The sequence below is a fragment of the Shinella sp. R2-11 genome, assembly GCF_055330205.1.
Window position 1 is genome coordinate 200,629 of sequence record NZ_JBVAPC010000003.1, and the last position, 19,289, is coordinate 219,917.

At 66.4% G+C, this 19,289-nt stretch carries 16 protein-coding genes; 8 read left to right on the forward strand and 8 right to left on the reverse strand.

From position 1 onward, the window contains the following. Positions 1-227 precede the first annotated feature (227 nt). From ACZ1A1_RS09395 to ACZ1A1_RS09405, 3 genes are read left to right on the forward strand one after another with little or no spacing between them, the layout of a single operon-like run. Positions 228-686, forward strand: coding sequence for a MarR family winged helix-turn-helix transcriptional regulator (locus tag ACZ1A1_RS09395; protein ID WP_463619697.1), 459 nt, complete (start codon positions 228-230; stop codon positions 684-686). After that, positions 679-1,902, forward strand: coding sequence for an HlyD family secretion protein (locus tag ACZ1A1_RS09400; RefSeq protein ID WP_313194311.1), 1,224 nt, complete (start codon positions 679-681; stop codon positions 1,900-1,902). Before ACZ1A1_RS09395 ends, ACZ1A1_RS09400 begins: the two co-directional genes overlap by 8 nt. After that, positions 1,895-3,439: a DHA2 family efflux MFS transporter permease subunit gene (locus ACZ1A1_RS09405; protein ID WP_463619698.1), complete on the forward strand. Its 1,545-nt coding sequence runs from the start codon at positions 1,895-1,897 to the stop codon at positions 3,437-3,439. Before ACZ1A1_RS09400 ends, ACZ1A1_RS09405 begins: the two co-directional genes overlap by 8 nt. 8 nt (positions 3,440-3,447) lie before the next feature. Here ACZ1A1_RS09405 and ACZ1A1_RS09410 read toward each other — a convergent pair whose 3' ends face one another. From ACZ1A1_RS09410 to ACZ1A1_RS09430, 5 genes are all read right to left on the reverse strand, one after another. Beyond that, positions 3,448-4,644, reverse strand: coding sequence for a M20 metallopeptidase family protein (locus tag ACZ1A1_RS09410; protein ID WP_463619699.1), 1,197 nt, complete (start codon positions 4,642-4,644; stop codon positions 3,448-3,450). Beyond that, positions 4,631-5,746 carry a M24 family metallopeptidase gene (locus tag ACZ1A1_RS09415; RefSeq protein ID WP_463620096.1) on the reverse strand — a complete coding sequence of 372 codons (1,116 nt, stop codon included), beginning with the start codon at positions 5,744-5,746 and terminating at the stop codon, positions 4,631-4,633. The genes ACZ1A1_RS09410 and ACZ1A1_RS09415 overlap by 14 nt, the downstream gene beginning before the upstream one ends. Continuing rightward, complete coding sequence (locus ACZ1A1_RS09420) at positions 5,676-6,542, reverse strand: aspartate racemase/maleate isomerase family protein (RefSeq protein WP_463619700.1); 867 nt, start codon at positions 6,540-6,542, stop codon at positions 5,676-5,678. Before ACZ1A1_RS09420 ends, ACZ1A1_RS09415 begins: the two co-directional genes overlap by 71 nt. Positions 6,543-6,623: 81 nt before the next feature. Then, positions 6,624-8,006 carry a MocR-like ectoine utilization transcription factor EhuR gene (gene ehuR / locus ACZ1A1_RS09425; protein WP_463619702.1) on the reverse strand — a complete coding sequence of 461 codons (1,383 nt, stop codon included), beginning with the start codon at positions 8,004-8,006 and terminating at the stop codon, positions 6,624-6,626. A gap of 38 nt (positions 8,007-8,044) precedes the next feature. Next, positions 8,045-9,385, reverse strand: coding sequence for an ArgE/DapE family deacylase (locus ACZ1A1_RS09430; protein WP_463620097.1), 1,341 nt, complete (start codon positions 9,383-9,385; stop codon positions 8,045-8,047). A 96-nt stretch (positions 9,386-9,481) separates the two neighbouring features. On the opposite strand from ACZ1A1_RS09430, the gene ACZ1A1_RS09435 reads away from it, so the two are divergent. After that, a complete protein-coding gene (locus ACZ1A1_RS09435) occupies positions 9,482-9,991 on the forward strand; it encodes an NUDIX hydrolase (RefSeq protein ID WP_313194318.1) in 510 nt (169 codons plus the stop codon). Positions 9,992-10,028: 37 nt separating this feature from the next. Here the strand turns inward: ACZ1A1_RS09435 and ACZ1A1_RS09440 are convergent, their stop codons facing one another. Genes ACZ1A1_RS09440 through ACZ1A1_RS09450 form a run of 3 tightly spaced genes read right to left on the reverse strand, consistent with a single transcriptional unit; the run spans position 10,029 to position 13,485 of the window. After that, positions 10,029-10,613, reverse strand: a complete 585-nt coding sequence (locus ACZ1A1_RS09440; protein ID WP_313194319.1) for a tyrosine phosphatase family protein — start codon at positions 10,611-10,613, stop codon at positions 10,029-10,031. 56 nt (positions 10,614-10,669) lie between these two features. Beyond that, positions 10,670-12,802, reverse strand: a complete 2,133-nt coding sequence (locus ACZ1A1_RS09445) for an ATP-binding protein (protein WP_463619703.1) — start codon at positions 12,800-12,802, stop codon at positions 10,670-10,672. Next, on the reverse strand, positions 12,799-13,485 hold the full coding sequence (locus tag ACZ1A1_RS09450) for a winged helix-turn-helix domain-containing protein (RefSeq protein ID WP_463620098.1): 687 nt from the start codon (positions 13,483-13,485) through the stop codon (positions 12,799-12,801). Before ACZ1A1_RS09450 ends, ACZ1A1_RS09445 begins: the two co-directional genes overlap by 4 nt. Before the next feature lie 296 nt (positions 13,486-13,781). On the opposite strand from ACZ1A1_RS09450, the gene ACZ1A1_RS09455 reads away from it, so the two are divergent. From ACZ1A1_RS09455 to ACZ1A1_RS09470, 4 genes are all read left to right on the forward strand, one after another. Beyond that, positions 13,782-14,774 carry an ABC transporter substrate-binding protein gene (locus ACZ1A1_RS09455; RefSeq protein ID WP_463620099.1) on the forward strand — a complete coding sequence of 331 codons (993 nt, stop codon included), beginning with the start codon at positions 13,782-13,784 and terminating at the stop codon, positions 14,772-14,774. 120 nt (positions 14,775-14,894) lie between these two features. Continuing rightward, positions 14,895-15,923, forward strand: coding sequence for an ABC transporter substrate-binding protein (locus ACZ1A1_RS09460; protein ID WP_463619704.1), 1,029 nt, complete (start codon positions 14,895-14,897; stop codon positions 15,921-15,923). A gap of 66 nt (positions 15,924-15,989) precedes the next feature. Continuing rightward, positions 15,990-18,224 carry an ABC transporter permease gene (locus ACZ1A1_RS09465; RefSeq protein WP_463619705.1) on the forward strand — a complete coding sequence of 745 codons (2,235 nt, stop codon included), beginning with the start codon at positions 15,990-15,992 and terminating at the stop codon, positions 18,222-18,224. Then, positions 18,221-19,282, forward strand: coding sequence for an ABC transporter ATP-binding protein (locus tag ACZ1A1_RS09470; RefSeq protein ID WP_463619706.1), 1,062 nt, complete (start codon positions 18,221-18,223; stop codon positions 19,280-19,282). Before ACZ1A1_RS09465 ends, ACZ1A1_RS09470 begins: the two co-directional genes overlap by 4 nt. Positions 19,283-19,289: the final 7 nt, after the last annotated feature.

Below are 19,289 nucleotides of genomic sequence, written 5' to 3' on the forward strand. Positions count from 1 at the left end.
AGGGGAGGCCGGTTCGATCTCCGGCCGCCTGTTTATAGGCGCGCGCATCCGGTTTTCGAAATTAAATCTCCCGATGCCTTTCATTGAATTGCTGAATGATCCCCCGGCGCGGGGCGCCGCGATCATTCTTTGGTGAGGACCGGCGAAATCCTGCAGGGAGGCGTTGTCTTCGCCCCATCCTCATGATATGCGTCTCCATCATTAGCCCCCTAATAGTAGCTTCCTCTATGAGTGCCTATTCCCTCGCTCTGCTGGCCGACATCGCGCGCCTCGTGCGCAAGCGATTCGAACAGAGGGCGCAAAGCCTCGGCCTGACCCGTTCGCAGTGGCGCACGCTGGCTTATCTGTCGAAGAACGAAGGCATTCACCAGGGCGGATTGGCCGAGCTTCTGGAAATCGAGCCGATCGCGCTGGTGCGCGTTCTCGACAAGCTTGCCGAGCGCGGACTGATCGAGCGCCGGCGCCATCCCTCCGACCGGCGCATCTGGCTCCTCTACCTTCGGGACGAGGTGCGTCCGCTGCTGGCCGAGATCCATGATCTCGCCGATGCGACGCGCGCCGAGGCGCTGCTCGGCATCGCGCCGGAGCGGCTCGAAGAAACCTTCACTGTGCTTTCCGAAATAAAGGCGAACCTCGTCCTGGCATGCGAGGCGCCGACTGGCGAAAAAGAGCAAGAGCATGACTGACAAGCCCACCTTCCGCGTCATCACCGACGCCGATGCCGAAGATGCCGCCGACAGAGGCGAAACCCTGGAGGCGCAGGGCACGGTCGCCGAGGCGCCGTCCCCCGTTTCCGGCGCGACCGCTGAGCCAACGCCCGCACCCGTCCTGCCGCGCCGCCGGCGCTCGCTCGCCCGGCCGGTCCTCTTCGCCCTGCTGCCGGTCGCCCTCGTGGTGGGCGGCTATTATTACGTCACCGGCGGGCAGGTCATGGCGACCGACAATGCCTATATCCAGGCCGACATGGTGGGCATCGCGACCGATGTCTCCGGCATCGTCGAGCGCATCGACGTGCATGAGAACGAGACCGTGAAGGCCGGCCAGCCGCTCTTCACTTTGCGGCCCGATGCCTTCCGCATCACGCTCGAAGGCGCCAAGGCGCAGCTCGGCGTCCAGCGCAACCAGATCGAGAACCTCAAGGCGAGCTATCGCCAGTCGCTGGCGGAGATCACGCAGGCGGAGGCGGACCTGCCCTATTTCCAGGCGCAGTTCGACCGCCAGCAGAGCCTGCTGAACGGCGGAAGCGCCAGCCGCTCGGCCTATGACGAAGCCAAGCACAATCTCGATACCGCGCGCCAGAAGGTCTCCGTGAGCAAGGCCGAGGCGGCCGTCACGCTCGCCCAGCTCGGCGGCGACGCCGACCGGCCGGCCGAGGAATACCCGCTCTATCTCCAAGCGAAATCCAGCGTGGACAATGCCCAGCGCGAACTCGACCATACCGTCGTGCGCGCGCCCTTCGATGGCGTGGTCACCAATGTCAACGCGCTTCAGGTTGGCTCCTATCTCCAGGCATCGCAGCAGGCGTTCTCGCTGGTCTCGACCGACCGCCTGTGGATCGCGGCCAATCCCAAGGAGACCGAGCTGACCTATGTGAAGCCCGGGCAGGAGGCCACGATCTATGTCGACACCTATCCGGGCGTTTCCTGGAAGGGCAAGGTCGAGAGCATCAGCCCGGCCTCCGGCTCGTCCTTCTCGCTCCTGCCGGCGCAGAACACCTCCGGCAACTGGGTCAAGGTCGTGCAGCGCATTCCCATGCGCGTGAGCATCGAGGATACCGACGGCAAGCCGCCGCTGCGGGTGGGCATGAGCACCGTCGTCGATATCGACACCGGCCATGCCCGCGGCCTGCCGGATTCCATCCAGGGTGTGCTGGACAGCGTCAGCGGCAAGAAACATGGCTAGTTCCACGGACGCCCCGGCCGTCATCGTGGCCAATCGCGGCGCGATCACGGCCTGCGTCATCCTCGCCGTCATCATGCAGGCACTGGACACGACCATCGCCAATGTCGCGCTGCCCTTCATCCAGGGCAGCGTGTCGGCGTCGGCCGACCAGATCAACTGGGTGCTGACCTCCTATATCGTGGCGGCCGCCATCATGACGCCGCCCTCGGGTTTTCTCGCGGCCAAGTTCGGCCGCAAGCGGGTGCTGCTGACGGCCATTGCCGGCTTCGTCTTCGCCTCGGTCCTGTGCGGCCTTGCGCAGTCGCTCAACCAGATCGTCGCCTTCCGCCTGCTGCAGGGCCTGTTCGGCGCGGCGCTGGTGCCGCTGTCGCAGGGCATCCTGCTCGATATCTACACGGTGGAGGAGCGCGGCTCGGCCATGGCGCTCTTCGGCGTCTCGGTCATGGTCGGGCCGGTGCTCGGGCCGGTCATCGGCGGCTGGCTTACCGACAATATAAGCTGGCGCTGGGTGTTCTACATCAACGTGCCGATCGGCGCGCTCGCCTTCGCCGGCATCGTCGTCTTCGTGAACGAGACCCGGCGGGACGCGCTTGCCAAGCTCGACTGGTTCGGCTTCGGCATGATGAGCCTCTTCATCGGCGCGCTGCAACTCTTCCTCGACCGCGGCGAGCAGCTCGACTGGTTTTCCTCCGGCGAAATCCTCGTCGAGGCCATCGTCTGCGCGGCGGCCTTCTATCTCCTCGTCGTGCACACGCTGACGGCCGACAAGCCCTTCGTGAATCCGAAGCTCTTCCTCGACCAGAACTTCGCCGTCAGCATGATCTTCATCTTCGTGATCGGCATCACCTATCTGGCGTCGCTGGCGCTGATGACGCCCTATCTCCAGACGCTGATGGGCTATCCGGTCATCACCGCCGGCATCGTCATGGGGCCGCGCGGCCTCGGCACCATGCTGTGCATGTTCCTGATCGGGCGGCTGATCGGCAAGGTGGATACGCGCATCCTGCTTTCCGCCGGCCTCGGGCTGACGGCCTGGGCGATGTATGACATGACCGCCTGGACGCCGGACGTGTCGCAATGGACCATCGTTTCCGTCGGCTTCGTGCAGGGCGCCGGCCTCGGCTTCCTCTTCGTGCCGCTGACGACCATGGCCTTCTCGACCCTGCCGCCGCAGATGCGCGGCGACGGCACTGGTCTCTACAACCTTTCGCGGAACATCGGCTCGTCCGTCGGCATCTCGCTTGTGACGGCGCTGATCACGGAGAACGTGCAGAGCAACCACGAAAGCATCGCCGCCTATGTGACGCCGTTCAACCACGCCTTCAACAATCCGGCCGTGCAGCAGCATCTCAATCCGCTGACCGAGGCGGGGCGCGCCGCGCTCGACAGCACCATCACCCTGCAGGCGACGATCATCGCCTATATGGATGATTTCAAGCTGCTGATGCTGCTCTCGCTCGCTGCCATGCCGCTCGTCCTCCTGCTCAAGAAACCGCAGGCGGCCCCGGCGCTCGATCACAGCGCGATCGTGGATTAGCGGACCGGCTATTCCAGTTGCCGGAGGAACCGGAGCGCGGCCGCGGAGAGGGTCATCGCCCCCTTGGGAAGGGCGGTCTCATCCACGCGGAACTTCGGGTGGTGCAGCGGATGGATCGCCTCCATCGCCTCGTTTCGGATGCCGAGGCGGAAATAGACCGACGGGCATTTCTCGCTGTAGAAGGCGAAGTCGTCGGCTGCGGTCCAGCCGGGTGCGTTGAGCACGTTGTCCCGTCCGACGACCTCGGCTCCCGCCTGCTGGACGATGGCGACCATTTCAGGCGCGTTGACGACCGGCGGCTCGCCTCGCTGGATATTCACCGCGACGCCCGCATCATGGGTGGCGGCGACGCCTTCGAGAATCTGCCGCAGCCGGCGCCAGGCCTTCTGCCGTGTCTCCTCGTGGCCGCTGCGGATCGTGCCCTTCAGGCGCACCTCGGGGGCGATCACGTTATATGCGCCGCCGCCCTCTATGCCGGTGACGGAAACCACCAGCGGGTCGTAGGGATCGATCTCGCGCGAGACGATCTTCTGCAATTCCGTCACCATGGAACAGGCGACCGCGATCGCATCCACCCCGTCGGAGGGCTTGGCGGCATGGGCGGAATTGCCGGTAACGACGACGTCGAAGATATCGCAGGCGAGCGTGTAGGGACCGGCGCCGACAGCGATCTGTCCGGCGGGCGTATAGGGATCGACATGGATGCCGATTGCGGCGTCCACGTCGTCAAGAAGGCCCTCCTCGATCACCCGCCGGCCGCCGAGCGGCTCGGCTTCCTCGGCGGGCTGGAAGATCAGGCGCACCGTGCCGCTGAACGACGATCTCTGCCGGTCGAGCAGGACCGCGGCGGCGTAGCCCATCGCGGCATGCGCGTCGTGCCCGCAGGCATGCATCACGCCCGGCCGCGCGGAGGCGAAGGGCACGCCCGATGCCTCGGTGATCGGCAGCGCATCGATATCGGCCCGGATCACCACCTTGCGGTTCGAAGGCCCGGCCGTTCCGGCGATATCCACGGCAAGGCCGAAGCCCGCGACGGGCCGGACATTCTCCAGCCCTGCCGCCCCGAGCGCCTGCTTCAGGTAGGCCTGTGTCTCGCGCTCGTCGTTCGACAGTTCCGGATTGCGATGGAGGTGGCGCCGGATATCGATCATCCCGCGTTCCAGCGACGGTTCCATCGCGGCGGTGTCGGGGTCAGGCCTTGACATGGATGTCCCGCGGGAAGTTGGTCAGCGTCTCGCAGCCCCGTTCGGTCACGAGGATCGTCTCGCTGACCTCGATCCCCCAGCCGTCCATCCACATGCCGAGAATGGAGTGCAGCACGTTGCCGGGCTTGAGGATGGTCTTGTCGCCCGGGCGCAGGCTGATCGTATGCTCGCCCCAGTCCGGCGGATATGCGACGCCGATGGAATAGCCGATGCGCGACTCCTTCTTCAGGCCGTGGCGCTGGATGACCTGTCGCCAGGCGGCCTCGACCTCCTCGGCCATGACGCCGGGCTTGATGGCGGCGAGCACGGCCTCCATGCCTTCGAGCACCGCCTTGCCGGTGTCGCCGACCTTGGCCGGTATCCGGCCGAGCTGCATGGTGCGGGCAAGGCCGGCCGTATAGCGGCGGACGACGCCGGCAAGCTCCAGCGCGACCGTCTCGTTCTCGCCGAAGCGTCGGTCGCTCCACATGACATGAGGCGCCGATGCATTTTCGCCGGCAAGGATGGTCGGGGGAAGGGCGGTGATGTCCCCAGCGAAGTCCGGCGAGCCGGCGACCTGCGCGGCCTGGATCCGCGCGATGGCATCGCATTCGCGCACGCCCGGCGCGATGACGTCATAGGCGGCGGTCACGGCGGCTTCGGCAAGGCGCGAGGCCTTGCGCAGATAATCGATCTCGGCGGCGGACTTGACGCTGCGGATCCAGTTCACCAAGAGGTCCGCGTCGTGGAAGGTGGCGTTGGGCAGGCCGGCGGTAAGGCGCGCATGCGCCTTCGGCGAGTAGTAATAGGCCTCCAGCTCGATGCCGATATTGCCGCGATCCCAGCCCTTGCGGGTGATCCAGCCGGCGATCCAGTCCATCGGGTGGCGGTCGGCGCGCTGGACGTGGTCTTCCGGGAAGCCAACGATGTTCTCCGGCTTCATCCATGCGGTCAGAAGGCCGCCGGCCGCATCCATGGCGCGGCCGATCCAGACGGGCTCCTCCTCCGCGAGGGGAACGAGAACGACCTGCGGCGTATAGAAGGACCAGCCGTCATAACCGGTGATGTAATGCTGGTTGGCGACGTCGTTGACGATCAGCAGGTCGAGATTGCGGCGCGCCATCTCCGCACGGATGGCCTGGAGGCGGGCCTTGTATTCGGAAAGCGCGAAGGGAAGTTCGATCATGATGGACGCATCCTGTCGGGTGGCGGTTATCGGGTGTCGGCAAGGGTGAGCAGGCGGCCGCAAGGTTGCTGGTGACGACCGGTAGGCCGGTTCGCCGCTCGATCTCGGGCGCGCATTGGGCGGCGCGGAGGGCCGTGCAGGCGAGGAACAGCGCCTCGGCGCCGGGCGTGACCGTCTCGACGGCCAGCCGCACGATCTCCTCGAGCGGCAGGCGCGCCATCTCGCGGTCGTCCTCCATGCCGAGGCAGACGAGGCGGTCGACATCAAAGCCATTTGCGGTGAAGAATGCCTGCATCGGCTCCGCCGTCCGCCGGACGTAAGGCGTCAGGATATCGATGCGCCGTGCCCGCAGGGCGCGAAGCGCCCGGACGGCGGCGCCGGCGGGCGTGATGACCGGCGTTCCCGGCCGGCCCGCTTCGAGGGCCGCGGCCACCGCATCCTCGCCGATGACGACCGAGGCGGAGGTGCAGCCATAGACGATGGCGTCGAGCGCCTCGCCGGGCAGGATGAGCCCGGCGGCGGCGGCAAGGTGCGGATGCATCGCGCGCAGGTTTTCCGGCGTGGTCGGGTTGGCGTAGTGGACGCGGGCCACATGGACGGCGACGGCATCGCTTGCGACGAGACGCCTGAAATCCGCCTCGACGGTGTGGTCGGTCGCAAGCGCGATCAGGCCGATGCGCCTGGGTACAGGGCGATCGTCCAGTGCCGGCCGTGGCTGAATCTCCTCGATCATGCGCGCTCCGCAGTTCTCGACCTATATTGAGCCGCGCAGAAAGAACCGCGTCAATCTTCGAAAAAGACACGTGTCAATTTATCAGATCGATAGCACGCTCCGGTCGGGCGCGGCGCGCAGGAGCGAGGCGAGGATATCGAGGCCCGCGCGCAACTCCTCCGCTTCCGTCGCGCCGACCGAAAGCCGGACGGCGCCGGCGGGAAGGCCGGAGAGGCAGAAGGGCGTGCTCGGGGCGACGGCGACGCCGCGCGCCCGCGCCTGGGAGACGAAGGCGAGCTCGTCATGATCGGGCGGAAGGGGCAGCCAGACGTGCAGGCCTTCGGGATGCGTGCGGCAGGATGCCTTGCCGAGGGATTCCGCCACGATGCGATGGCGGGCGCGCAGCGTCTCGCGCTGCCAGCCGACCAGGGCGTCCATGGTGCCGTCGCCAAGCCATAGCGTGGCGATCTCGGCCATGATCGGCGTCGCCATCCAGTTCGCCATCAATTGCCGGTTGGCGATCGTCGCAGCGAAATGGTCGGGCGCGGCCACATAGCCGATCCTCAGGCCCGGCACGGCGACCTTGGTGAAGCCGGTGATGTAGATCGTGCGTTCCGGCGCAAGGGCCGCAAGCGGCTGCGGTCGGTCGGACAGGAGCGGACCGAAGACATCGGTCTCGATGATCGTCACGTCATGCCGCCGCGCAACCTCCGCTATCGCCCGCCGTCGCCCTTCGGACATCAGGACGGTGGTGGGATTGGCAAGGTTCGGCTGGAGCGTCACCACCCGCACCTCCTCGCGAAGGCAGGCCTCCTCCAGCGCCTCCGGCAGCATTCCATCCGCGTCCGCGGCGATTGCCCGCACCCTGATGCCGAGATAGTCGGCAAGGGGGCGGATGACGTGATAGCAGATCTCTTCCGCCGCGAGGATCGCGCCCGGGCCGGCCGCCGACATGAGCGCAACGGTGAAGGCGGAGGATGCGCCGTTCGTCAGCATCACGTTCTGCGGCGCCGCCTCCACGCCGAGGCCGGAAAGCCAGGAGACGGACGCCTCGTTGTGCCGGGCGAAGATCGTGTTGGGCCGGAAGGACAGCACGGCGGAGGGCGGGATCGTGTCGCCGAGCCGGTGCAGCGCCGCCTTCATCCGGTCGAGCTGCATGGCGGTGCAGACGGGCGTCACGATGGAGAGGTCGATGACATTCGCCAGCCGCTCGGCGATGTAGGGCGGCTGCAGCGCCGGGCCGCCCGGCTTCACATAGGTTCCGCGCCCCACTTCGCCGGACACGAGGCCCCGGCGGGCCAGGATGTCATAGGCCTTGCTGACTGTCTGGATGGAGACCTTCAGGTCATAGGCAAGGTCGCGATGGGCCGGCAGCTTGCCGCCTGCCGCAAGCCGGCCGCTCTTGATCGCGGCCGTGAACTGGTCGGCGAGGGAAATATAGACGGGACGCCGCAGGAGGGCGGGATCGGGTTGCCATTTTGTCATGCATTTTTCTGGCGTAAATGCATGACAATTTCAATGGCTCAGCTTTCCGCTATGCCGCACCAGTCCGCCGCGAAGAGGGCGAGCGTCTTGGTGACGCGCTTCAGCGAGGAAAGGCTGACGCGCTCGTCGATGCCGTGGATGTTTTCGGCGATCGGGCCGTAGACGAGCGAGGGGATGTTGCCGTGCACGGAGAAGACCGCGGCGTCGAGATAGCAGGCCATGACATAGGAGGGGAGATCGCTTCCCGCATGCGTCAGGGCGTGGGCGGCGCGAAGGCTGGCTTCGGCCGGCGTTCCCTCCGCAAGCTCGTAGCCGGCATGCATCACGCCGACCCAGGTGAGGTCGACCAGGTGATCGCCGGCAAAGGCCGGATCGTCCGTCTGGATGCGTGCGAGGAAGGCTTCGAATTCCGCCGCGCGAGCCTGCGGATCCTCGCCCGGGTAGAAGCCGATGCGGCCTTCCGCAACGCAATCGCTGGGAATGGAGGCGATCCAGTCGCCGCCGCTGATCGTGCCGATGGTCAATGCCACGGGGTTGGCGAGATCGCTGAACCAGCGCCTGTCCTGCCGCTCGTCGATCCATTTGCGCTCCAGCGCCCGGAGATGGCCGATCAGGCGAATCATGAGGTCGATTGCGCTCTGGCCGGATTCCGGCTCGCGGGGATGGGCGGGGCGGCCCTTGGTTTCCAGCCGGAACTTGATGACGCCGGCATTTGCCCGCACGAGCTGTTCGTCCGTCGGTTCGGGGCTGATGATCGCATCGGCAACGAAGCCGCGTTCGAAGAGCGTCGCGGCGCCATTGCCGGTGATCTCCTCCTCCACGACGGACTGGACTTGGACGTCGCCCCGCAAGGAAAGGCCGGCCGCCGCGATGGCGTCGAGCGCGAAGATGGAGGCGACGAGGCCGGCCTTCATGTCGCCGGCGCCGCGCCCGTAAAGCCAGTCGCCCTTGCGGACCGGCTGGAAGGGGGCGGAGGCCCAGCGGTGGCTGCTTCCCGCCGGAACGATGTCGACATGGGAGTTGAAGGCGAGCGAGCGGCCGCCCAAGCCGCCTGCAGCCTTGCGACCGACGACGTTCCAGCTTTCCGTATAATCGACCGTGGCTGGCGAGAAGGCCGGGTGCCGTCCGATCTTCGAGGCATCGGTGCGCAGGCGCTCCACCGCAAAGCCGCGCTTCTGCAATGCCGCCCGAATGAAATCCTGCGCCTCGGCCTCCTCGTTGCGGAGGGAACGGAAGGCCACCAGCTTTTCCAGAAACTGGACCTCACTCTCAAAGGACTGGTCTACGGCATTGAGAATACGGGCATTTGCAGATGTCATGGCGGGCCGGGTCCGAAGTTGAATGCGGGTGCGGGGCAGCGTAGCCGCTGCTCCGCCCATTTCAAGCCGGATCGGCAGGAAGCCCGACTTCCGCTTTGACACGGGCGGCGAACTCCATCATTCAGAAACGGATTGAAAGCGTCGGCGACAGAGACCGTGAAGACAGGCAAGAAGGACAAGAGGGCGAGGGAGCGCAAGCCGAAGACGCTCCTGCAGAAGCTCGCGGCTTCGCCCGAGAAGCTGTTCTCGGGTGCCTTCCGCCAGCAATATGCCGCCCTCTGCTTTCGCCCCGCGTCGACGGGCGAGGGGATCGAGATCCTTGTCGTGACGTCGCGCGACAGCGGGCGGTGGATCATTCCCAAGGGCTGGCCGATGAAGGGCAGGAAGCCTTATGAAGCGGCGGCCATCGAGGCGTTGCAGGAGGCCGGCGTCAAGGGAACCGTGCGCAAGAAGCCGGTCGGCAGCTACACCTATCTGAAGCTGCTCGACGACGGCGATGTCGCGCCCTGCATCGTCGACGTCTTCCAGATCGAGGTCACGGGCGTCGCGGAAAAGTTCAAGGAAAAGGGCGAGCGCATTCTCGCCTGGGTCAGCCCGGACGAGGCCGCCCGGCGCGTCCGCGAGATCGAGCTCAAGTCCATGCTGGTCGAGTTCGTTCCCCGCTGAAACTCCGGCGGCTTTACGCCGCCGGAATTCTGATCCTTCAGTCGAGGATGGCCATCTGCAGTTCGGCATGGCGGCCGAGGGTCTTCATCCACTCGCCATATTGCGGCTGGTTGCGGATCTGCCGGCCGTAATGGCGGCCGAGCGCGGCCGTCAGCTCGCCCTTGCGGCCGAGCTGCTCGTCGGCAAAGCCGATCATCTGCGAGTTCGGCCAGGCCTGCGGCCGGATCGTGACGAGGCGGGTGAAGAGGTTCTCGGCCGTTTCATCCGGGTTGGCCTGCGCCATCAGCGTCAGCATGGCGGCGGTCGAGCGGGAAACGCCCATATGGCAATGCACGAGCAGGTGGCTCGACGCCTGCGCGTTCTGCTGGGCCTGGAAGTCCGAGCCGAATTTCAGGATGGCCTCGACATGGTCGGGACGCGGCATCACCCGGTCCGGCGCGGCGACGATGATGTCGTGGAAGCGCAGCGTCGTGCGGTGGTGCTGGCCATAGGTCGCGAAAGTCTCGATCTCGGGAAGCTCCGGGTCGAGCAGGGACAGGACATGGGTCACCTTCCGCTCGCGCTGCGCCGGCAGCTCCTCGATGCCGCAAATCGTCAGTTCCGGGGTAAAGATCACATCCATGGTCTGTCCTTTCAGTCTTCGATGCAAATGATTGGTGTCATTTTCCGTGCCCTACGCTACGGAAATGGCGGTGTTATGATGGGTCTGCCTTCGGCGCAGGCCGGGAACCACAGTTCGACGGTCGTGCCCTTGCCGGGGGTGGAATGAATGCGCGCGTCGCCGCCGCTCTGCCGCACGAAGCCGTAGACCACGGCAAGGCCGAGGCCGGCGCCGCCTTGTTCGTTGCGGGTGGTGAAATAGGGCTCGAACGCCTTGTCCGCCGCCTCCGGCGACATGCCGACACCCTCGTCGCTCACCGACACGACGACGCCCGTCTCGTTGCGGAAGGAGCGCACGAGGATCGTTCCGCCTTCGGGCATCGCGGCGGCGGCGTTGAGGCAGAGGTTGAGCACGGATTGTTCGAAGAGGGCCGGATCGAGCAGCACGGCCGGCAGGCCTTCCGCGATATCGAAGTCGAGGCGGCATTTCTCGCCGATGGCGATCTCCAGCACGTCCGCCATGCCGCGCAGCAGCGCGCCGATCTCCACCGCGCCCGGATGGATCGGCTGCTGGCTGCCGATGGAAAGCATGCTGCCGGCGAGCGAACGCCCGCGGTCGGCGGCCTTGCGGATGCGGGAGAGATGCCGCTTCTGCCGGTCGTTGAAGCCGGTCTCGCGCTCCAGGAGGCCGAGGCTTCCCGTGATGATGCCGATCATGTTGCCGACCTCGTGGCTCACCTGATGGGTCATGCGCATGATGCCGTCGAGGCGATGCGCCTTGGCCGCCTCCGCCTCCTGCCGGTCCATGTCCGTGACGTCGCGGGCAAGGAGCACGATGCCGCCGTCCGGCTGGCGGGAGAGCGAGACTTCGGTGACGCGCCCGGCCTTCGAGCGGTGGCGCAGGACGGCGCGGTCCTCCAGCGCGCCCCGATCTTCATCCGCGGGCAGGAGGGCGGGCTCTATCTCGGGGATGGGCTCCACGAATTTCCGCGCCGGCAGCTTCCGCGCCGAACCGGACCAGCCGACAAGCTCGATGACGCGCCGGTTCATGGTGATCGGCCGGCCGCGCGGATCGAAGAGCGCGATCCCTTCGTTCATGTTGCGGAAGGTCGAGCGGATGGTCCGTGCGGCCGCCTCGGCGGTGCGCCGGAGCCGCGAGACGCGCTCGGCGCTCTCGCGGAAGGCGCGGAAGGCCTCCAGGAGCCGCACGAGCTCCGTTTCCGATCCCTCGTAGCTCGGCGTCTCGACATCCTTGCGGCCCTCCGCAAGCGCGTTCATGCCGTTCGAAAGCGAGACGATGCCGCGCGAAACGCGCATGACCGAGCGGATGGAAAGGACCGCCATGGCAAGCACCAGGAGCGCGGCGAAGGCGACGATGACGAGCAGACGGCTCAGCACGTCGGAGGTGGAGAGCAGGTCGTCGTTGAGGCCGCGGGCGACGGCCTCGCTCTGCGTTTCCGTGGCATGCGACAGGTCGCGCGAGACGACATGCAGCCGCGCGACGGCCGCGCGGATCGAGAACATTTCGAGCAGGTAGCGGGTCTGTGCCTCGAAGACCCGCTCATAGGGGGCGAGCTCGGCGGCGGAAACACGGATATCCGGCGCCGCGCGCTCGAGGCGCGGCGTGGTCTCCGCCACATAGCGGCGGCGCAGCTCGCCGAGCTGGAAGAGGCTGTCGGAATTGGAGGCCGACTGCACGATGCCGTTCAGCCGGCGGCGGAAATCCTCGTCGGCGATGCCGCGGCCGGTCGCGATCTCGCCGAGCGCGGCGGCGGCCTCGGCCTTGTGCTGCTGGGCGGAATCGGCATCGGCGGCAAGCGTCGTCGTCTGGTTGCGGATGGTCTCCAGCAGTTCGACGATCCGCGCGCTGGCAAAGCCCTTGACCGCCTTCTCGCCGCTTTCCGGCTGCATGGCGCGCAGCAGCGTATCGACCTGCGCGACGACGGAGCGGCTTTCGCTGGAGACGCGGTAGGGCGATGTCGCATTCATCAGGAACGGCGCGCTCGACACGAGGTCCGAGACCTGGCGGGAGACGAGGGAGGCCTTGGCGAGGCTGGAAAAGGCCTGCAGCCCGTAGGCGGCCATCTCTTCCCGCGCCCGCTGCAGGCCGTAGACGGCGATGGTCGCGAGGCTGAAGACCAGCACGCAGATGAAGACGATCGCAAACGGCAAGCGGAAGGCGATCGAGGAAAGGAAGGGGCGGCTGATCACGGAGCGGGCTCGCCGTCGTCCGTGTCGAGAACGTATCCCTTGCCGCGCCGCGTCTTGATATGGCGCGGCAGGTCCGGGTTGCGCTCGATCTTGCGCCGCAGCCGGAGCACGAGGACATCGACATTGCGGTCGATATAGCGGTCGCTCTCCGCGCCGAGCCGGTCGAGGATATGCGCGCGGCTGACCGGCATGTTCGGCGTATCGGCGAGGATTTCGAGAAGGGTGAATTCGGCGCTGGTGAGCGATTTCGCCGGATCGGACAGGCATACCGCACGGCGGTTCTTCAGGTCCACCGACCAGTCGCCGAGCCGGAGCGAGGCCGGTTCCGGCTCGCGCTCGCTTTCCGGCTTCAGCGAGGGGATCGTCCGGCGCAGCACGGCCTTGATGCGGGCGGTGAGCTCGATCGGCTCGAAGGGCTTGACGACATAGTCGTCCGCCGCCGTCTCCAGCCCCAGCACGCGGTCCGCCGCGCTGCCGGCGGCCGTCACCATGACGATGCCGATATTTGTCTGGGCGCGCAGGCGCTGGGCGAAGGTGCGCCCGGACGTGCCGGGAAGGTTATGGTCGACCAGCACGAGATGCACGGTCTCATGCGCGAGCACGGCCGCGGCCGCCTCGGCCGACGGGGCGACAAGCGGTGTCCAGCCTTCCGCCTCCACGAGGTCGGAAACAAGTTCCGCCATGTCCGGATCGTCCTCGACGATCAGAATCCGAATCCGCTCGATCAGCACTGCACGTCCTCCCGCCCGCATCATAGGCGGCGCTTGCCGAATGTTCAAAGCAGCTCGTGTTATGCGGATCTGTCACATTTGTAACCTTTGTAATTTTTGCCATGCAGCGGCCGCCCACGGCTGTAAGAACGGTAACCATTCTTCGATTGCGGCAGGCGGGGAATGTGACATCCTGACTGTGGAGATTGGGACGGCGACGTTCCAAATGGGAGGACATCGTGAAAGGCATCACCGCTTTCGGCGCGGGCATGGCCCTGTGGCTATGCAGCGTCACGACCGGCATGACAGCCCCGGCGCTCACCGTTCTGTGCGGCGTCGACGAGGTCTGGTGCGCGGCGATGAAGAAGGCGTACGAGGCGAAGTCCGGCCTCGAGATCTCGATGACCCGAAAGAGCACCGGCGACATCCTCAACCAGATCCGCGCCGAGAAGGCCGCCCCGACGGTCGACGTCTGGTGGGGCGGCACGGGCGACACGCATCTCCAGGGCGGATCGGAAGACCTCCTCGAACCCTATCGCCCGGCGCATGAACGCGACATGCTGCCCTGGGCGCAGAATTTCTTCGCCATGTCGGGCGGGCGCTCGGCGGGCATCTATGCCGGGGCGCTCGGCTTTGCCTACAATGCCGACCTCCTGCGCCAGCTCAAACTGCCGGCGCCGGCCTGCTGGAAGGACCTTGCCGACATTTCCTATCGCGGGCGCATCGAGAGCGGCAATCCGAATTCCTCCGGCACGGCCTTCACGACGCTTGCGACGCTGGTGCAGCTCTTCGGCGAGGACGAGGCGTTCCGCTTCATGGCGGCGCTCAACCGCAATATCGGGCGCTATACGAGCGCCGGATCGGCGCCGGTCAAGGCGGCGGCGCGCGGCGAGACGCTGATCGGCATCTCCTTCATGCACGATGCCGTCACACAGAAGCAGGCGGGCTATCCGCTGGTGATCGTCGCGCCCTGCGAGGGCACCGGCTACGAGATCGGTGCCGTCAGCATCGTCAAGGGCGCGCGGCATCCGGAGGAGGCCAGGCGCTTCGTCGACTTCGCGCTCAGCCCGGAAGGGCAGGGCACGGGCGCGGCATCCGGCCAGAACCAGGTGCCGTCCAATGCGAAATCGACCCTGCCGCTGGCAGCGCCCGATATCTCGATGATCAAGATGGTGGATTACGACTTCGCGACCTTCGGCTCGCCGGAAGAGCGAAGTCGGCTGCTCGAAAGGTTCGACGCGGAGATCGCCGCGACGAACTGAGCGAGCCTTTACGCAAGACCCAAGGAAAACCGCGGACGCGCCGCCCTCGCGGGCAGGCCGAAGGCCCCCTCGTGCGCCGTTCGCAGCCGAATTCATGACCAGGCAACAGGAGGATGCCCAATGAAAATGAAGACCCTTTCCCTCATGCTCTTCGCCGGAACGGCGCTTGCCGCCCTGCCGGCGAAGGCGGCCGGTGAGCTCAACCTCATCTGCTCGGCCGACGTCGTCATCTGCGAGCAGATGAAGGGCGATTTCGAGAAGACCCATAGTGATATCAAGGTGAACATGGTTCGCCTGTCCTCCGGCGAGACCTATGCGAAGGTCCGCGCGGAAGCCCGCAACCCGAAGACCGACATCTGGTGGGCCGGCACGGGCGACCCGCATCTGCAGGCCGCTTCCGAAGGCCTGACGCTGGAATACAAGTCGCCCAAGCTCGACGAACTCAACGACTGGGCGAAGAGCCAGGCGGAAAGCTCGGGCTACCGCACGGTCGGCGTCTATGCCGGCGCGCTCGGCTGGGGCTACAACACCGATATCTTCAAGTCGAAGGGCTTCAAGGAGCCGAAGTGCTGGGCCGACCTCCTGGCGCCGGAACTGAAGGGCGAGATCCAGATCGCCAATCCGAACTCCTCGGGCACGGCCTATACTGCGCTCGCCTCCCTCGTCCAGATCATGGGCGAGGAGCCGGCCTTCGACTACCTGAAGAAGCTCAACGAGAACATCTCGCAATACACCAAGTCCGGTTCCGCGCCGGTGAAGGCGGCGGCGCGCGGCGAAACGGCGCTCGGCATCGTCTTCGTGCATGACGCCGTGGCGCAGATCGCCGAAGGCTTCCCGGTCAAGTCCGTCACGCCCTGCGAGGGCACCGGCTACGAGATCGGCTCCATGTCGATCATCAAGGGCGCGCGCAACCTCGACAATGCGAAGATCTGGTACGACTGGGCGCTGACCCCGGAAGTCCAGTCGCGCATGAAGGATGCCAAGTCCTTCCAGCTTCCCTCCAACAAGAACGCGGAGATTCCGAAGGAAGCGCCGAAGTTCGAGGACATCAAGCTGATCGACTACGACTTCAAGACCTATGGCGACCCGGCAAAGCGCAAGGAACTGCTGGAGCGCTGGGACCGTGAAGTCGGCGCTGCCGCCAACTGATGTCCCAAGCGGCGCCCGTCTCCTCCGGGCGCCGCCTTCCCGCAATCAAAGACAGCGAGGTCGGCCATGACGCATGGCAATCGCAGGCTGGACATCGTCCTGATCCTGGGCGCGGTCGCATTGACCCTTCTGCCCTGGTATCGCATCGAGAACGGCTTCTTCGGGTTCGGCTGGCTGGCCGGTTTCCCGCTTTCCACAGAGGCCGCGCCCGGTCTCGTCCAGATCGCGGCGCATGGCCGCCCGTGGCTTGCGGCCGTCGTGCTGCTCCTTCTCATCGCAGGTCTGGCGCGCGGCATGGCGGACCCGATGCGCCGCGGCGCCGTGCTGGCATGGGTGGGGGCGATCGGCGTGCTGTTCCTCGCGCTCCAGGGGCTGGCCATCGGCTTTTCCGGCTGGACCTGGGCGATCAGCGAGAACCTGTTCGGCCCGCTTGCCGACGGCCAGCCCTCGATGGGGGCGGGCGCGGTGCTCTCCGCCATCACCTTCGTCCTGATGTTCTCCTTCGGCCTTGCCGAGCGGGGCGTCATGAAGGGCGATGCCTTCGTCGTCAGCTCGATCTCGCTGCTCGTCTTCCTCGTCGCGGTCTTCGTCTTCTATCCGATCGGCAGCATGTTCATCGGCGCGGTGCAGGATTTCGACGGCTCGTTCAATCCCGATAATTTCATCCGCAACCTGCAGGACCCGAGCATCTGGAGCCTCAATTGCGTCATCGGCGCGGGCCGCTGCGGCGTCGCCTGGCGCACGCTCTGGCTCGCCATCATGACGGGCCTCGGCTCCACGCTGCTCGGCCTTGCCTTCGCGCTGGTCGCCACCCGCACGCAGTTTCCCTTCAAGAAGGGCCTGCGCCTGCTGACGATCCTGCCGATCATCACCCCGCCCTTCGTCATCGGCCTTGCGCTGACGCTGCTCTTCGGACGCGCCGGCGTGGTCACGCAGGGGCTTTCGAGCCTGCTCGGCATCGAGCCCGGCCGCTGGCTCTACGGGCTCACCGGCATCTGGATCGCGCAGGTCCTCTCCTTCACGCCGATCTCCTTCCTCGTGCTGATCGGTGTCGTCGAAGGCGTCAGCCCGTCGATGGAGGAGGCGTCGACCACGCTGCGCGCCAACCGCTGGCGCACCTTCCGCCGCGTCTCGCTGCCGCTGATGAAGCCGGGCCTCGCCAACGCCTTCCTCATCGGCTTCATCGAGAGCATGGCCGACTTCGGTAACCCGCTGGTGCTCGGCGGCAGCCACGGCGTGCTCTCGACGGAAATCTTCTTCGCCGTCGTCGGCTCGCAGAACGACCCGTCCCGCGCCGCCGTGCTCGCCATGGTGCTGCTCTTCTTCACGCTCTCGGCCTTCCTGGCCCAGCGCGTCTGGCTCTCCGGCAAGAACTTCGCCACCGTCACAGGCAAGGGCGACAGCGGGGCGCATATCGCCCTGCCGAAGGGGCTTTCCATCGCCGTCCATTCGGTGGTCATCCCGTGGGGCCTGTTCACGCTGGTCATCTACGGCATGATCCTCGTCGGCGGCTTCGTGAAGACCTGGGGCCTCGACAACTCGCTGACGCTCGACCACTACATCAAGGCCTTCTCCGTCAGCTTCGGCAATGGCACGGCCTGGGGCATCGCCTGGACGGGCGTCGCCTGGAACTCGTTCTGGACGACCATGGAGATCGCGCTTCTTTCCGCCCCGCTCACCGCCGCGGTCGGCCTGCTGACGGCCTATATCATCGTGCGCCAGAAGTTCACCGGGCGGAACGTCTTCGAATTCGCGCTGATGATGAGCTTCGCCATTCCCGGCACGGTCATCGGCGTCAGCTACATCATGGCCTTCAATCTGCCACCGCTGGAAATGACCGGCTCTGCGCTGATCCTGATTGCCTGCTTCGTCTTCCGCAACATGCCGGTCGGCGTGCGCGGCGGCATCGCGGCGATGAGCCAGCTCGACAAGAGCCTCGACGAGGCCTCGCTGACGCTGCGCGCCGGCAGCTTCCGCACGATCCGCAAGGTCATCCTGCCGCTCCTGCGCCCTGCCATCACCGCCGCGCTCGTCTATTCCTTCGTGCGCGCCATCACCTCCATCAGCGCCGTCATCTTCCTCGTCAGCGCCGAATACAACATGGCGACCGCCTATATCGTCGGCCTCGTCGAGAACGGCGAATACGGCGTGGCGATCGCCTATTCCTCCATGCTGATCGTCGTGATGATCGCGGTCATCGCCGGCTTCCAGCTTCTCGTCGGTGAACGGCGGCTCAGGCGCGAGAACCGCGTCGCCGGCCTCACCCCGTCCTCTTCCTCCCGCCAGGAGAAAATCGCATGATCAAGCCCAAAGCCGGTTCCGTCACCTTCGAGAACGTCAAGAAGACCTTCGGCGCCTTCACCGCGATCCCGGACCTGTCGCTCACCATCGAGCCCGGCACGCTCGTCACGCTGCTCGGCCCCTCCGGCTGCGGCAAGACGACGACGCTCAGGATGCTCGCCGGCCTGGAGCATCCGACCGCCGGGCGCATCCTCATCGGCGGCAAGGACGTCACCATGCTGCCGGCCAACGAGCGCGACGTCTCGATGGTGTTCCAGTCCTATGCGCTCTTCCCGCACATGGCCTCGCTCGACAATGTCGCCTATGGCCTGGAATCCTCCGGCCTCTCGCGCAGGGAGGCGCGGGAGCGGGCGGAGGAGGGGCTGGCGCTCGTCGGCCTCGCCGGCATGGGTCACCGCCTGCCGGCCGAGCTTTCCGGCGGCCAGCAGCAGCGCGTCGCCGTCGCCCGGGCGCTGGTGCTGGAGCCGCAGGTGCTGCTGCTCGACGAGCCCCTGTCGAACCTCGATGCGCGCCTGCGCCGCAAGGTGCGCACGGATATCCGCGAGCTCCAGCAGCGTCTCGGCTTCACCGCCGTCTATGTCACGCACGACCAGGACGAGGCGCTCGCCGTCTCCGACCGCATCATCGTCATGAAGGACGGCGAGATCGCCCAGTCCGGCGCCCCGCGCGAGCTCTACGAGGCGCCCGCCTCCTCCTTCATCGCCGACTTCATGGGCGAGGCCAATGTGATCGCCTGCGAGGTGATCGGCGTCGAGAACGACGAGGCGAAGGTCCGCGTCGGCGGGTTCGAGCATCGCGTGCCGGCCGGGCGGGCAAGGCCCGGCGCGGCGAACCTTGCCGTGCGGCCGGGCTCGGTGACGCTCACCGAAGGGCGCGGCGAGGGGCTTTCCGGCCGCATCCTGCACTCGGCCTACCTCGGCGACCATGTCGAATACGAAGTCGAGACCGATGTCGGCACGCTCTTCATTGTCGACCACGCCGTCGACCGCATCCTGCCCGCCGCCGCGGATGCCACGCTCAAGTTCAAGAACCGCGGCATCGCCCTCATCAATACCTGACCCCATC

Coding starts and splice junctions, on each gene's coding strand:
- ACZ1A1_RS09395 (WP_463619697.1), top strand. CDS start 228: ATGAGTGCCTATTCCCTCGCTCTGCTGGCCGACATCGCGCGCCTCGTG.
- ACZ1A1_RS09400 (WP_313194311.1), top strand. CDS start 679: ATGACTGACAAGCCCACCTTCCGCGTCATCACCGACGCCGATGCCGAA.
- ACZ1A1_RS09405 (WP_463619698.1), top strand. CDS start 1,895: ATGGCTAGTTCCACGGACGCCCCGGCCGTCATCGTGGCCAATCGCGGC.
- ACZ1A1_RS09410 (WP_463619699.1), bottom strand. CDS start 4,644: ATGTCAAGGCCTGACCCCGACACCGCCGCGATGGAACCGTCGCTGGAA.
- ACZ1A1_RS09415 (WP_463620096.1), bottom strand. CDS start 5,746: ATGGCGCGCCGCAATCTCGACCTGCTGATCGTCAACGACGTCGCCAAC.
- ACZ1A1_RS09420 (WP_463619700.1), bottom strand. CDS start 6,542: ATGATCGAGGAGATTCAGCCACGGCCGGCACTGGACGATCGCCCTGTA.
- ehuR (WP_463619702.1), bottom strand. CDS start 8,006: ATGACAAAATGGCAACCCGATCCCGCCCTCCTGCGGCGTCCCGTCTAT.
- ACZ1A1_RS09430 (WP_463620097.1), bottom strand. CDS start 9,385: ATGGGCGGAGCAGCGGCTACGCTGCCCCGCACCCGCATTCAACTTCGG.
- ACZ1A1_RS09440 (WP_313194319.1), bottom strand. CDS start 10,613: ATGGATGTGATCTTTACCCCGGAACTGACGATTTGCGGCATCGAGGAG.
- ACZ1A1_RS09450 (WP_463620098.1), bottom strand. CDS start 13,485: ATGGCGGAACTTGTTTCCGACCTCGTGGAGGCGGAAGGCTGGACACCG.
- ACZ1A1_RS09455 (WP_463620099.1), top strand. CDS start 13,782: ATGGCCCTGTGGCTATGCAGCGTCACGACCGGCATGACAGCCCCGGCG.
- ACZ1A1_RS09460 (WP_463619704.1), top strand. CDS start 14,895: ATGAAAATGAAGACCCTTTCCCTCATGCTCTTCGCCGGAACGGCGCTT.
- ACZ1A1_RS09465 (WP_463619705.1), top strand. CDS start 15,990: ATGACGCATGGCAATCGCAGGCTGGACATCGTCCTGATCCTGGGCGCG.
- ACZ1A1_RS09470 (WP_463619706.1), top strand. CDS start 18,221: ATGATCAAGCCCAAAGCCGGTTCCGTCACCTTCGAGAACGTCAAGAAG.